The 12,874-nt window shown below is 37.4% G+C and carries 16 protein-coding genes and 1 other annotated feature; of the genes, 15 read left to right on the top strand and 1 reads right to left on the bottom strand.

Translation table 11 applies throughout. The features are described 5' to 3' along the window. Positions 1 to 163 precede the first annotated feature (163 nt). The gene (locus tag ACIQLB_RS06195; RefSeq protein ID WP_400722450.1) at positions 164 to 1,453 is read left to right on the top strand and encodes a bifunctional folylpolyglutamate synthase/dihydrofolate synthase; all 1,290 of its coding nucleotides are present in this window, start codon (positions 164 to 166) and stop codon (positions 1,451 to 1,453) included. Further along, entirely contained in the window at positions 1,450 to 2,703 is a 1,254-nt protein-coding gene (locus ACIQLB_RS06200; protein ID WP_400722452.1) for a bifunctional folylpolyglutamate synthase/dihydrofolate synthase, read from the top strand. The genes ACIQLB_RS06195 and ACIQLB_RS06200 overlap by 4 nt, the downstream gene beginning before the upstream one ends. 105 nt (positions 2,704 to 2,808) lie before the next feature. Here the strand turns inward: ACIQLB_RS06200 and ACIQLB_RS06205 are convergent, their stop codons facing one another. Continuing rightward, positions 2,809 to 3,228 carry an SRPBCC family protein gene (locus tag ACIQLB_RS06205; protein WP_400722456.1) on the bottom strand — a complete coding sequence of 140 codons (420 nt, stop codon included), beginning with the start codon at positions 3,226 to 3,228 and terminating at the stop codon, positions 2,809 to 2,811. Positions 3,229 to 3,546: 318 nt separating this feature from the next. On the opposite strand from ACIQLB_RS06205, the gene ACIQLB_RS06210 reads away from it, so the two are divergent. From ACIQLB_RS06210 to rpmA, 13 genes are all read left to right on the top strand, one after another. Continuing rightward, complete coding sequence (locus tag ACIQLB_RS06210) at positions 3,547 to 4,194, top strand: hypothetical protein (RefSeq protein WP_400722459.1); 648 nt, start codon at positions 3,547 to 3,549, stop codon at positions 4,192 to 4,194. A 98-nt stretch (positions 4,195 to 4,292) separates the two neighbouring features. Further along, positions 4,293 to 4,886, top strand: coding sequence for a Maf family protein (locus ACIQLB_RS06215; protein ID WP_400722462.1), 594 nt, complete (start codon positions 4,293 to 4,295; stop codon positions 4,884 to 4,886). A 34-nt stretch (positions 4,887 to 4,920) separates the two neighbouring features. Beyond that, the gene (gene radC, locus ACIQLB_RS06220) at positions 4,921 to 5,592 is read left to right on the top strand and encodes a RadC family protein (RefSeq protein ID WP_400723085.1); all 672 of its coding nucleotides are present in this window, start codon (positions 4,921 to 4,923) and stop codon (positions 5,590 to 5,592) included. Positions 5,593 to 6,508: 916 nt separating this feature from the next. Further along, positions 6,509 to 7,528, top strand: a complete 1,020-nt coding sequence (locus tag ACIQLB_RS06225) for a rod shape-determining protein (protein WP_370041845.1) — start codon at positions 6,509 to 6,511, stop codon at positions 7,526 to 7,528. A 13-nt stretch (positions 7,529 to 7,541) separates the two neighbouring features. Further along, positions 7,542 to 8,453, top strand: a complete 912-nt coding sequence (gene mreC, locus ACIQLB_RS06230) for a rod shape-determining protein MreC (protein ID WP_400722465.1) — start codon at positions 7,542 to 7,544, stop codon at positions 8,451 to 8,453. After that, positions 8,453 to 8,977, top strand: a complete 525-nt coding sequence (gene mreD / locus ACIQLB_RS06235; RefSeq protein ID WP_400722468.1) for a rod shape-determining protein MreD — start codon at positions 8,453 to 8,455, stop codon at positions 8,975 to 8,977. The genes mreC and mreD overlap by 1 nt, the downstream gene beginning before the upstream one ends. 27 nt (positions 8,978 to 9,004) lie before the next feature. Next, positions 9,005 to 9,673: a septum site-determining protein MinC gene (minC, locus tag ACIQLB_RS06240; RefSeq protein WP_400722470.1), complete on the top strand. Its 669-nt coding sequence runs from the start codon at positions 9,005 to 9,007 to the stop codon at positions 9,671 to 9,673. A 1-nt stretch (position 9,674) separates the two neighbouring features. Next, positions 9,675 to 10,472 carry a septum site-determining protein MinD gene (gene minD, locus ACIQLB_RS06245; protein WP_370041853.1) on the top strand — a complete coding sequence of 266 codons (798 nt, stop codon included), beginning with the start codon at positions 9,675 to 9,677 and terminating at the stop codon, positions 10,470 to 10,472. Between the two features lie 93 nt (positions 10,473 to 10,565). Then, complete coding sequence (locus ACIQLB_RS06250; RefSeq protein ID WP_400722473.1) at positions 10,566 to 11,120, top strand: peptidoglycan DD-metalloendopeptidase family protein; 555 nt, start codon at positions 10,566 to 10,568, stop codon at positions 11,118 to 11,120. Next, positions 11,110 to 11,721 carry a site-2 protease family protein gene (locus ACIQLB_RS06255; RefSeq protein WP_400722476.1) on the top strand — a complete coding sequence of 204 codons (612 nt, stop codon included), beginning with the start codon at positions 11,110 to 11,112 and terminating at the stop codon, positions 11,719 to 11,721. The genes ACIQLB_RS06250 and ACIQLB_RS06255 overlap by 11 nt, the downstream gene beginning before the upstream one ends. Before the next feature lie 45 nt (positions 11,722 to 11,766). Beyond that, positions 11,767 to 11,842, top strand: a sequence feature (ribosomal protein L21 leader region). A 14-nt stretch (positions 11,843 to 11,856) separates the two neighbouring features. Beyond that, a complete protein-coding gene (gene rplU, locus ACIQLB_RS06260) occupies positions 11,857 to 12,165 on the top strand; it encodes a 50S ribosomal protein L21 (protein WP_370041859.1) in 309 nt (102 codons plus the stop codon). Between the two features lie 16 nt (positions 12,166 to 12,181). Next, a complete protein-coding gene (locus ACIQLB_RS06265; RefSeq protein ID WP_068983764.1) occupies positions 12,182 to 12,538 on the top strand; it encodes a ribosomal-processing cysteine protease Prp in 357 nt (118 codons plus the stop codon). Beyond that, the gene (rpmA, locus tag ACIQLB_RS06270; RefSeq protein WP_024363181.1) at positions 12,535 to 12,834 is read left to right on the top strand and encodes a 50S ribosomal protein L27; all 300 of its coding nucleotides are present in this window, start codon (positions 12,535 to 12,537) and stop codon (positions 12,832 to 12,834) included. The genes ACIQLB_RS06265 and rpmA overlap by 4 nt, the downstream gene beginning before the upstream one ends. The last annotated feature ends 40 nt before the right edge of the window (positions 12,835 to 12,874 follow it).

The raw sequence follows: 12,874 nt of genomic DNA on the forward strand, positions 1-12,874 counted from the left end.
ATCTTGCAAATGTTTTTTGTAGCGACAGCATACCAAGACGAAATTGAGTTTATATGCAACTGTGTTTTTTAGCTTTCATTGCAAGAGTTTTTTTCGAAATGTATGTGTATCGAGCGCTACTTGTACTAAAATAGAGATATTGTAGTAAGAGGGAGTGTTTCTTTTGTTTAAAACGATGAAAGAATGTACAGATTTTATTTTTACGTTAAAGGCAGTTGATCATAAACGTGCACCGCTCGTATTGATGCAAGAAGTATTAGCGCTTCTTAATAACCCACAGGACAGGCTACGCGCTATCCATTTAGCAGGCTCAAATGGAAAGGGATCAACAGTGAATGCGCTTAGAGAAATGCTACAGCATGCTGACTATAATGTAGGCGCCTTTACTTCACCTCATTTAGAGCGTGTTAATGAACGTATGACTATTAATGGAAATCAAATTTCTGATGCACAATTTTTACACTATATGAACAAAATTGCTAAGATTATTGAGACACATTATGAAGGTGATTTTCCAAGCTTCTTTGAAGTTGTGACACTTATTATGTTCCAATATTTTGCGGATGAAGAAGTGGATATTGCGCTGATTGAAACGGGGCTTGGTGGACGTTTAGACGCTACGAATGTCATTACGCCCCTAATTTCAATTATTACAACGATTTCATTAGAACATACTGCGTTTTTAGGAGATACATTAACAAAGGTAGCGTTTGAGAAGGCGGGCATTATTAAAGAAAATATACCTGTTGTAGTGGGTGTTAAAAGTGAGGAGGCACTTACTGTAATCGAGGGGGTAGCAAATGAGCGCCATGCCCCATGCCTTGTTTTAGGGAAGGATTTTACGGTTGAAAACATTGAACAAGGTACTAGTATACAGCACTTTAATTACCAAAAAGCAAATGTGGAAATGGCTGTCCCATTAAAAATGGCCGGAACGCATCAAATAAATAATGCAAGCCTTGCGATTACGGCGATCCAAACGTTACGAGACAATGGAGCAGTTGACATTTCAGATGAATCAATCCGTCAAGCTTTGGCAAAAGCTCAGTGGGCAGGCCGTTTTGAGCAATTACCGGGCAATATTATATTAGACGGAGCACATAATTCTGAAGGAACTGCCGCACTTATTCAAACCCTTAAAACGGTTTATCCAAACCAAAACTATCGATTTATATATGCAGCATTATCGGATAAAGATCATGCGAAAAGTATTGCTTTAATGGATAGTATTGCTACATCAATTGCGTTTACACAAATTGAGCTACCGAATGCTATGCCTGCTGATCAATTAGCTGCATTATCTACAAATACGAAAAAAATGTATAATGCGAATTGGCGTGAAATAGTTCGAACGATGCTACATCAAAGAAATAATGAGGATGTTATCGTCATTACAGGCTCATTGTATTTTATAGGTGAAATACGACAATGGCTACTGGGGGAACAACGATGATCCCAAAATTGAATAGCTACAAGGAAAAGTGGAATGTTCAGAGTGATGATGTTATTAAACCTGGTTTAACTGCGATTGAAGAGGCATTGGCACGAGTGGGTAATCCAGAAAACAAATTGCAAGTCGTGCATTTAGCAGGGACTAACGGTAAAGGCTCGACACTTACATTTCTAGAATCAATCGCCAAAGAACATGGCTTACGTATTGGTAAATTTATGTCTCCTTGTATTGTGGACGTGCATGACCAAATTCAAGTAGAGGGTCAAGCTATTACAGAAGAGGAAATGAATGATGTATTCCAACAAATGCAGGCAGCTGGACTAAGTGGGAAACTAACAGATTTTGAACTGTTAACTGTTGCAACGTTTTTACATTTTGATGCTAGTAATGTAGATATTGCCCTTATTGAAGCAGGTATGGGGGGCTTACTTGATAGTACGAATGTGGTTACACCAATTGTGTCAATTATACCGAGTATCGCATTAGAGCATACGAATTTTTTAGGAGATACGATTGAAAGTATTACCCATCATAAAGCAGGAATTATTAAGCCATATCGTCCAGTTATTATCGGGGATCTACCGTTAGAAGCGAAGAATATAGTTTATCAAGAAGCTCAAAAAAAACATTCATCTGTGCTTGAGTTAAATCATCAATTTTTTGTGAAACAAGAGAATGATGGAGAGAGCTATAAGCAAAATGACAATGGCTTCCGTATTACAAAGCTTACACGCACAATGAAGGGAGCACATCAGGGGAATAATATGGCACTAGCTATTACAGCCTTTTTTGAAGTGGCAAGCGCATTAGAATTACAAGTTAGTAAAGAAGCTATTCAAAAAGCTGTGAAAAACGCAACTATTTTAGGACGTTTTGAAGAAATTATGCCTAATATTTTTTTAGACGGTGCGCATAACCCAGCGAGTGCTGAGAAATTAATAGAAACGATTAAGCAGGAATTCCCAGATGAGAAGATTACTTTTGTAATTGGTATTCTTGCTGATAAGGCTGTAAAAGAGATTTTGCAACTATTTGAGCAGGTAAGTGATTATTTTTACTTTGTTGATTTCGATAATCCCCGTGCGATGGCTACTCACAACATGCTTGAGCTGTCCAACGCCTCTCATAAAGCAGTTTTAGAAGATTATGTGCAATTTTTAAAACTACAGTCAGAAAGCAAATCGAAGACTATTGTATCGGGTTCGTTGTATTTATTAACAGAAGTACGTAGCGGATTAAAATATAGTTAAGCGGACAATATTTTTACAGTAGAAATCAGGTACTCATTAAAAAATGAGTCCTGATTTTTTTATACGATGATAAGATTTTCTCCCAATCAGTTTAGGTAAATATAATTAATTTTTGGGTATTCTCTCTTTGATTTCCTCAAGCACTTTTTCCCAATATATTTTCATTCCTTCTCTTACATACTGATCGGAAAGTTTTTCTTGATGAAAACTAATAGTTGTTTTATTGCTTGTACTCGAGATAATACGAACTTGAATTGTTGATGCCTTCTCCCATCCTATCTTTTGCCAAGTAAGGCGAAGCTGCTGTAAAGGTTTAACAACGCGTATTTCTCCAGACCCTAGTTTCGTCATATATTTCTGTCCTGGTTCCAAGATAATGTCCATACTTTCTCCTAACCATAAATTTAATCCATCTTGTGAAGTAACAAGGTTCCAGGCTTCTTCTTGGGAAATAGGGAGAGTCCTTCTAACACCTACTTGAAATCCAACAGTTTTTGTTTGTCCAATATTTTTTGGGTTGTCCATCATATCACCTCAATAACGATTATTTGTCAGTAAATAATATTATTTCTATTTCCTTTCTATTAACTCATTCAGCAAAATTGTTCTTTGATAGAGATACAAAAGAGTAAAGTAAAGAATCCACCCCTTTTTTGTTTATAGTAAACCTTTCGTTACAAAAATAGTTAATTTTGCAGCAAAACTTCGCAAATAACTATTCAATCAAAATGTAGTAAGTTCGCATTTACACATCCTTTTATACATATACTTATATATCAAAATGTAACAATATCGTCTTTTTTAAATTTACTTTGATACGTTGGAGAAAGAGGTGATGGTCGAATGAAAATTGTCAGTCATGTGATGAAAAAACAAATATTTCGAGCGATGGTTATTGGAGGTATAGTTGGACTTTTTGGTGTAGCCCTTTTTTTAGGTATTCTTCAAGCAAGTACTAAATTTTCTTTAAAAAATGATAGCACTGAGGTAGCCACTAAAAGTAATAATGGTAATTCATCCGGAGAAACAATTCCGACGGCTGGAGGAGCAACGAACGGACCCATGTTTTTTGCAAGTCAAGCAGGGGTCTATTCGAATTATGAAAGTGCAAGCTCGTTTGTATCTGAACATCCTTCATTAAAAGAAAGTACTATTGTCGAGGTTGATGGAAAATTTTATGTTTGGACAAGTATGGTAACAGATGAAAGTCAGCTTGTCTTTTTAAAAGATCCTGCAACCTTTAAAAAAGCATTTACTTTAAGCGGTGACAGTTGTAAGGAGGCAACGATTGCAGAACTTCCATCTGTGCTAGCTGACAAAAATGCAACAAAATTAAATTTTAAGGATAAATCGAAGGATTCTACGCTGCCTGCTGATTGGCAATCTATTGGAGCGGCAGCCTCGTCTATTTCAACCGATATCAGCATCGTTCGCTTACAAGTTTTTGCCCATTACAAATCGAAAAATGCTTGTCTTCAAGTGAAATTTTAAGCAAAAAGATAGCGAAATCAGCATTATCTTGATTTTTAGAAAATTTTCAAATCCCAATTTCTCCGTTATGATAACTAATAAGGAGGAATGGTCAGATAATGTTTAAAACAAATCACAAGCTAGTGCTTGCTTCAGCTTCACCACGACGAAAAGAATTGCTTGCTATGCTATCACTTCCATTCGACATAATAACTAGTGAAGTAGAAGAGACAAGCGTTCAAGCAACTACAATGCAAGATTATGTAAAAGGTGTAGCTCTATTAAAAACACGTGATGTGGCGAAAAAAGCTCCAAATGCAACAATTATTGGAGCGGATACTATTGTTGTTTATGATGATGAGCTACTCCATAAACCCAAAAATCGTGAGGAGGCAATTTCTCACTTATTGCGCTTATCAGGTAAGTGTCATGCGGTCATGACAGCTGTTGCCATTATTGAGCCTAACGGTAATGAAACTATATTCGTTGAAGAGACAAATGTTGTCTTTCACCATTTATCGCAGGAGCTTATCGAAGCATATGTAGATTCGGGGGATCCATTTGATAAAGCAGGTGGTTATGGCATTCAAACTGCTGGAACCCTTCTAGTAAAACGAATTGAAGGAGATTATAACAATGTTGTCGGCTTACCACTTGCAGCGTTGTTTACGCAATTGGTAGCACTCAATATTATCCAATTTGCGAAGGAGTGAGACTTTTTTGCCAAATGATGTTTTACCAAGGATGATGATACGCGACGTTAATATAGAGGATCGACCACGTGAAAGACTACGGAGACAAGGAGCTATGAGTTTATCGAATCAGGAGCTGCTGGCTATTTTACTAAGGACAGGCACTAAAGAAGAGTCTGTTCTTGTACTTGCAAATCGCATACTAAGCGTTTTTGAACGTTTACATCATTTGAAACATGCAACAATAGAAGAAATGGTTGCTATTAGAGGCATTGGTGAGGTTAAAGCCATTCAATTATTAGCGGCTATTGAACTCGGTAGACGTCTCGCTCAGAAACATAGCGATGAAAAATATACGATTCGTTCACCGCAAGATGCCGCCGCCTATTTAATGCCTGATATGACCTCACTGAATCAGGAACATTTCATAGTTCTTTTTCTAAATGTAAAAAATCAAATTATTCATAGAAAGACGATTTTTATAGGCAGTCTAAATGCTTCGATAGTGCATCCAAGGGAGATTTATCGCGAGGCTGTAAAAAGATCTGCAGCTTCTATAATTTGTGCACATAATCATCCTAGTGGCGTTCCAACACCTAGTGATGAGGATATTGAAGTGACGAAAAGAATTTTAGAGGCTGGTTATATTATAGGCATTGATTTAATAGATCATCTCATCATCGGTGATCATCAGTTCATTAGTCTGAAAGAAAAAGGATACTTTTAACTCTGCAATATATTTTGCAGAGTTTTTTTGTGGAAATCTTTAGAGTTTGTTGAAGTATCAGGTTCATCACCAAAAGTTGTGAATGATTTTGTTAAAACGTCTACTATGTAGATAAGTTGATTGGAGTGGAGACTGGGCGACTCCTTGGGGATTAGCAATAGAGGAACGAAGGCTAAAACCATCACGTCCTGTGAAAACGCCTTCGTGACCAACATCCTGTTGCCCCGACGCCCCCAGGAAGCTCTGCTCTGCACGAAAACGAAGCGTCAGCGGCAAATGGTTTATCTGTGCGAAAGCGTAGCGGCAGCAACAAAGCGCCCAGTCGGAACGGAAATCAACCACACGTTTTGGTGACGATCCAAGTATCTATACGATTTAGAATTGTAAAGCAGTTGCTGAATCATTTCGTGAAGCCTCACAGTGTTCCTTGTTTCTAAAATTTAGTGAAAATCAAATCACTTTATTATTTTAAAAATAAATATTTTGTATTTTTTTGCGAAAAGCTAAAAATAAAAACGAACCTTTTCTTATAGAAAACGTTAGTGTATTCGTAGAAATGTCTATAATATTCACAAAAATTGGTAGCCTATTACACGTTGTCTTACAAGAATAAAAATTATATGCTAATCTATACGTACTGTTTTTATTTAGGAGGGAATTAAAATAGTATCTTTTCCGCGAGAAGAGGTATGTGGCACTACAAATTCTTGCGTTTTTCCGTTATAATGAACGGTATGATTTTATTTTTATTCAGAAAAAGACTCTCACTCCAACAGGTGTGAGATAATTGAGGGTGTAGTTTTTTTCAGTAGGTGTCTAACACTGAGTGAATGAAGATAGAGCTTCGGGTGTAAACACGCCTGGGCGTAGTTGATGTCAACGAAAGTATGGCTTAAATAGAAAGGGAGTACACAATTTGTTTGGATTAGGAAGTAAAGATGTCGGGATTGACCTTGGCACAGCGAATACATTAGTGTTTATTAAAGGGAAGGGAATCGTTTTACGCGAACCTTCAGTCGTAGCAAAAAATACAAAAACTGGAGACATCGTTGCAGTTGGTAATGATGCGAAAAATATGATTGGTCGTACACCTGGCTCAATCGTAGCAATTCGTCCAATGAAAGATGGCGTTATTGCTGATTTTGATATTACTACAGCAATGATAGAATACTATTTAAAAGAAGCTTGTAAAAATTCTGGTGGTAATTGGAAAAAGCCGAATGTTATGATTTGTGTGCCTTATGGTATTACATCGGTTGAACAACGTGCGGTTATTGATGCTGCTCGCCAAGCAGGTGCTAAAGATGCATTTACAATTGAAGAGCCATTTGCAGCAGCAATCGGTTCGAACTTACCAGTATGGGATCCAACAGGGTCAATGGTCGTTGATATCGGTGGTGGTACAACAGAGGTAGCAGTTATTTCATTAGGTGGTATTGTAACAAGTGAATCCGTGCGTGTTGGCGGGGATGCAATGGACCAATCCATCATTTCGTATATTCGTAAAACATATAACTTAACAATTGGTGAACGTACTGCAGAAGCAGTGAAAATGGAAATTGGTACAGCGTTGGCTGAGGGTCCAGAAGATAAGATGGAAATTAGAGGACGCGACCTTTTAACAGGTTTACCGAAAACAATCGAAATTTCTTCACAAGAAATTTCTGAATCTTTACGTGAAGCGGTAGCATCTATTATTGATGGTGTTCGCAAAACGCTTGAACAAACACCTCCTGAATTATCTGCAGACGTAATGGAGCGCGGAATTGTACTAACAGGTGGTGGAGCGCTATTAACGAATTTAGACAAAGTTATTAGCCAAGAAACTAATATGCCAGTATTTATCGCAGAAGATCCACTGGACTGTGTTGCTATTGGTACAGGTAAGGCTCTAGATCATATTGATTTAATCCGTCAACAACAAGTTAAAGGGTAAGGAGGTTTAGGCAATGCCACAGTTTTTTTTCAATAAGAAATTAATTTTGCTACTCGTGGGCATGGTTTTTCTTGTGGCATTGATTAGCTTCTCATTACGTGAACGGACGAAAGCAACTTTACCAGAGCAAATTATTAAAGACACTGTCGGCGTCGCACAATCTATTGTTGCGAAGCCGGCGAATTATATTACTGGTGTTTTTAATAGTATTGATTCCCTCTTAAACACGTACGAAGAAAATAAACGTTTAAAAGCACGCTTAGATGAATTTGCAGCTGTACAAGCTGAGGCATCGGACTTGAAATCTGATATTAAAAAGTTTCAAGAGCTCATGGACAAATCGGAAAGCTTAAAAGCTTTTGATCCGATTCATGCCACAGTTATTGCTAGAAATCCTGACCAGTGGGAAGAAAAGATTATTTTAGATAAAGGATCTTCACACGGTGTAGAAAAAAATATGGCAGTTATGACAGCGAAAGGGTTAGTCGGTAAAGTTACTTTAGTGACACCTTTCACCTCTGAGGTAGAGCTTTTATATACAAATAATCCAAATTATCGTGTTTCTGCGATGGTTCAAGGAGATAAACAAGCATACGGTTTAATCGAGGGCTATGATAAAGAGCGTAATGAACTCATCATGAAGCGAATCGATTCAAGTTTAACAGTTAAAAAAGGTCAGCAAGTAGTTTCATCAGGACTTGGCGGTATTTTCCCTAAAAATGTGCCAATCGGAGAAATAACTGAAGTAAGTACAGATGATTTTGGCTTAACAAAAATGGCCTATGTAAAACCATCTGCGGATTTTTCAATTTTAGACTATGTTGTTATTGCTAAACGTTCCGCTACTGTGATAGATGGTTCTGATGGTAATACATCGAACGAGGATTTAACACATCCACAAAAGGGTAAAGAGGAGGCGGAATAATGGTTCGGTTTCTCATCCCTACTGTGGCAGTTTTACTATTTTTACTAGAACCAGAGTTTGCTATGTTTTCACCAATTGAAGTGAAAGGGCAAATCTATTATTTAGTTCCGAGATTTTTAATCTTATATTTAATATTTATATCCATTTATTACAGCCGTCAACGAGCGGTAATGTATGGACTTTTTTTTGGTGTCTTGTATGATGTGTTTTACATTGATATTATTGGATTATATTCAGTACTGTTTCCGCTTATTTGTTTTTTAGCAGGATCTATTGTGAAAGTTATTCATCAGCACTTAGTTGTGACAACGACGATTTCAGTTGTTTTAGTAGCAATTTTAGAATTTATACTCTATCAATTCTTCTATCTTATCGACTTTACAACGATTCCATTATCGGAATTCTTACTTTCACGACTACTGCCAACGATCATTGCTAATGCACTATTTTTAATGATTCTTGGTTGGGCCTTCAAGTATCTAATTAATGCGCGTGTCTTACAGAGAGCACGTGAAGTTTCTTAACAAAGAGCAACGTGGGGTGAGGCATTCATGAAAAAACAGTTAGTTAATATGAAGGGAACAAAGGATGGATTTGTTCTTCGTTTAGACGATCAATGTGCGTATGCCGATTTAGTAGAAGAGCTGAAAAAGAAAGTTTCAGAGAGCGGTATCGATAGCCAAGTAGATGTACAATTATATTTGGGCTATCGATACTGTTCTGATGAACAAATCAAAGAGCTTATTAAAATTGTTCAGGAAACCGAGCAACTAATCGTTTCAAAGGTGCAAAGTGAAGTACTGACTGTCCATGAGAGCAACCAGAAAAGGATTGAAAGTCAACAAGATACATATATAGGTGTGGTCAGATCGGGGCAGGTTCTGCGTTCGGCAGGAGATATTATTATCGTAGGGAATGTCAATCCGAACGGACGTGTAGAAGCGGGTGGCAATGTGTATGTCCTAGGTAAACTCAAAGGGATTGCTCATGCTGGTGTTCATGGTAATAAGGAAGCAATCATTGCAGCATCTCGTTTTGAAGCCACTCATATCATGATTGCTGATCAGGTTCAGGTAATGTCAGACGAACATGTAAAAGTAATTAATCAGGAAGAGATGACTTGTGCATTTATTGGCTATGATGGGCGCATTACGTACGATCAAATTCACGCGTTAAAAAATATTCGACCATTGTTAAATGTGTCTAAAGGAGGTGGCTAGTGTGGGAGAAGCGATCGTCATAACTTCAGGTAAAGGCGGTGTCGGAAAAACAACGACAACGGCTAACCTTGGGACTGCATTGGCTCTACAAGGTAAAAAAGTATGTTTAGTAGATACTGATATTGGACTACGGAATTTGGACGTAATTTTAGGTCTTGAGAATCGGATTATTTATGATTTAGTAGACGTTGTTGAAGGACGCTGTAAGATTCATCAAGCGTTAATAAAAGATAAACGTGTAGATGAAAAACTATTTTTATTACCTGCTGCTCAAACGACAGATAAAAATGCTGTGAAACCTGAGCAAATGAAGAACTTAGTAGAAGAATTAAAAAGAGACTATGATTATGTTTTAATAGACTGTCCAGCGGGCATTGAACAAGGCTATCGCAATGCTGTTGCTGGTGCAGATCATGCAATTGTAGTAACAACGCCAGAAATCTCTGCTGTGCGTGATGCAGATCGAATTATCGGTTTACTTGAACAGGAAGAAATTTCTGCACCTAAACTAATCATTAACCGGATTCGCCAGCATATGATGAAAAGCGGTGATACTTTGGATGTGAATGAAATTACAACACATTTGTCTATCGATTTATTAGGGATCATCGTAGATAATGAAGGGGTTATTTCATCATCCAATAAAGGTGAACCAGTAGTAATGGATCCTACTAATAAAGCATCTTTAGGCTATCGTAATATTGCCCGTCGAATACTGGGTGAGTCTGTGCCACTTATGGCAATTGAAGATGAACATAAAGGTGTATTTTCAAAACTAAAAGCGTTATTTTCAAGATAATCATCAGCCTTTTCGTGCATTTGTACGAGAAGGTTTTTTTCTTGTGCATGAATGGACATGCAATCTCATATAGTGTGAAAAAAGGATGAGGGCTTGTTTAAAAAATGGAAATGGTTAGTCACGATATTGCTTGTGGCTGCAATTATGCTCGTAATTCGTTTAGAGGATCAAGGTGTATTGGAAACACCAGTGCGAAAACTAGTTACAACATCAGCAGATCTAACCTATTTAAGTGAGCTCGGACAAAGTTGGCTAAATAAAGAGGATACAACAATTTTGGTATCGAGTGATGTTGGACAAACTGAACTATTATCATTTGCCAATGCGCAAGTTTTTAAGGAAGGTTTTTTATTGCAATATGACATGGGCCTTCCGGTTTATGCTGGAAAGAATGGTCTTGTCGTTTTCACTGGTCATACAAAATATACTGGTAAAACAATGACGATCAGCTATGATGATGGTACAACAGTATCTTATGGTATGTTGGACAGTTTAGCACAACTTCCATATACAACAGTGCAGGCAAACGATTTAATCGGCATGAAAGAGGCGGGACAACTCTATATCTCGATTGAAAAAGATAAGAAAAATTATAGTTTAGAGCAGATTGTACAGTGGCTTGAAACAGCGGCGTCCAATGAAAATTAAACTGCATCTTCTATGTATCCCTCTCGTATTTTTAATGATTTTTACAGGCCAAATTGCTTATTACGCCATTATTTTATCGTCGTTATTATGGCATGAAACTGGTCATTTGTTAACGGCAATGCTTTGTGGTGTTAAGGTAAAATCATGCATTATTACACCTTACGGGGGGGAAATAGAATTTGAAAATCCAGCGGTTGTGCCCGCAACGTCACTCCTTTGGATTGCCTTAGGGGGACCAATCGCTACAATGTTAGGGATTGGCCTCGCTTTTTTTATGCCGGAACTGCTTGCTACTAAGCTTATTAATGTGCAACTTGTGCTATTAGTAATTAATGTTGTACCGATTATTCCGTTGGACGGAGGCAGAATAATTTTAGCGTGCTTATTTTTATTCTATCCTAATGTTCATGCGTTTGAATATTACTACTGGCTTTCTCTTATAATTGCTTTTATACTATTTATGATAACTTTATGTTACCTCCCACAATCTATTTTTTTAGCAATTCTATGTTTATTTATTTGGCTTCAAGTGTTAAAGGAATGGAATTATCGAAAATATCGTTTAGCATTTGAGAAATATGTAATGAATAGATTGACTTAAAAAAAAACGTGTGGTAATATTTTAATGTTATTGTTTGTAGCACCTGTGCTACTGCAACCGCACTGGAAAGGTTTAAGTATCATACGATCACCTTTATATACAGGCGAGTCTGAGTCTAAGAGGAGGTGCAGTAAAATGTACGCAATTATTGAAACTGGTGGTAAACAAATCAAAGTAGAAGCTGGTCAAGAAATCTATATTGAAAAATTAGGTGTAGAGGCTGACGAGGTTGTAACTTTCGATAAAGTTTTATTCGTTGGTGGCGAAAACGTTAAAGTTGGAGCTCCATTCGTAGAAGGCGCTACTGTAACAGCTAAAGTTGTGAAAGAAGGCCGTGCGAAAAAAATCGTTGTTTTCAAATTGAAAGCTAAAAAGAACTACCGTCGTAAACAAGGTCACCGTCAACCTTACACAAAATTAGTTGTTGAAACTATCAACGCTTAATTGAGAGGTGTAGCGAATGATACAAGTTACGATTCATCACGATGAAAATAGACATGTGTCAGCATTCGAATTTTCAGGACATGCTGAATACGATGAATCTGGTAAGGATTTAGTATGTGCAGGGGCATCTACAATTGCCATAGGCACGGTGAATGCTATTTATGCACTATTACAATTACAGCCAGAAGTCGAACAAGCTGCTGAAGGTGGAGGCTATCTTAAGGTAGATTTACCATCAGATTTAGAGCCTGAGATTGATGCAAAACTACAGTTAATTGTCCAAGTAATGACTGCCCAAGTGTATTCTATGGTGCAAAATTACGGACAATATATCCAAATCAACTACAACCAAGTAGGAGGTGGAACACGATGAAATTATTATTAGCATTAGACCTTCAACTTTTCGCATCTAAAAAAGGTGTAGGTTCTACAAAAAACGGACGTGACTCTGAGTCAAAACGTCTTGGTGCTAAACGTGCTGATGGCCAATTCGTAACTGGTGGATCAATTCTTTACCGTCAACGCGGTACAAAAATTTACCCAGGTACAAACGTAGGTCGTGGTGGTGACGATACACTATTTGCTAAAGTTGACGGCGTTGTTAAATTCGAACGTTTAGGTCGCGATCGCAAACAAGTATCTGTATACCCAGCAACACAAGAAGCTTAATCTTTTATAAGATAACATAAAGCGGAGGACTGCATTTATT

Source organism: Lysinibacillus sp. NPDC092081 (assembly GCF_044755845.1).
Taxonomy (GTDB): Bacteria; Bacillota; Bacilli; order Bacillales_A; family Planococcaceae; genus Lysinibacillus.

Excerpts from the sequence above, each read along its gene's own strand:
- ACIQLB_RS06265 (WP_068983764.1), top strand. The coding sequence starts at position 12,182 with ATGATACAAGTTACGATTCATCACGATGAAAATAGACATGTGTCAGCA.
- mreC (WP_400722465.1), top strand. The coding sequence starts at position 7,542 with ATGCCACAGTTTTTTTTCAATAAGAAATTAATTTTGCTACTCGTGGGC.
- minC (WP_400722470.1), top strand. The coding sequence starts at position 9,005 with ATGAAAAAACAGTTAGTTAATATGAAGGGAACAAAGGATGGATTTGTT.
- ACIQLB_RS06200 (WP_400722452.1), top strand. The coding sequence starts at position 1,450 with ATGATCCCAAAATTGAATAGCTACAAGGAAAAGTGGAATGTTCAGAGT.
- ACIQLB_RS06205 (WP_400722456.1), bottom strand. The coding sequence starts at position 3,228 with ATGGACAACCCAAAAAATATTGGACAAACAAAAACTGTTGGATTTCAA.
- mreD (WP_400722468.1), top strand. The coding sequence starts at position 8,453 with ATGGTTCGGTTTCTCATCCCTACTGTGGCAGTTTTACTATTTTTACTA.
- rpmA (WP_024363181.1), top strand. The coding sequence starts at position 12,535 with ATGAAATTATTATTAGCATTAGACCTTCAACTTTTCGCATCTAAAAAA.
- ACIQLB_RS06210 (WP_400722459.1), top strand. The coding sequence starts at position 3,547 with ATGAAAATTGTCAGTCATGTGATGAAAAAACAAATATTTCGAGCGATG.
- ACIQLB_RS06215 (WP_400722462.1), top strand. The coding sequence starts at position 4,293 with ATGTTTAAAACAAATCACAAGCTAGTGCTTGCTTCAGCTTCACCACGA.
- rplU (WP_370041859.1), top strand. The coding sequence starts at position 11,857 with ATGTACGCAATTATTGAAACTGGTGGTAAACAAATCAAAGTAGAAGCT.
- ACIQLB_RS06255 (WP_400722476.1), top strand. The coding sequence starts at position 11,110 with ATGAAAATTAAACTGCATCTTCTATGTATCCCTCTCGTATTTTTAATG.
- radC (WP_400723085.1), top strand. The coding sequence starts at position 4,921 with ATGATACGCGACGTTAATATAGAGGATCGACCACGTGAAAGACTACGG.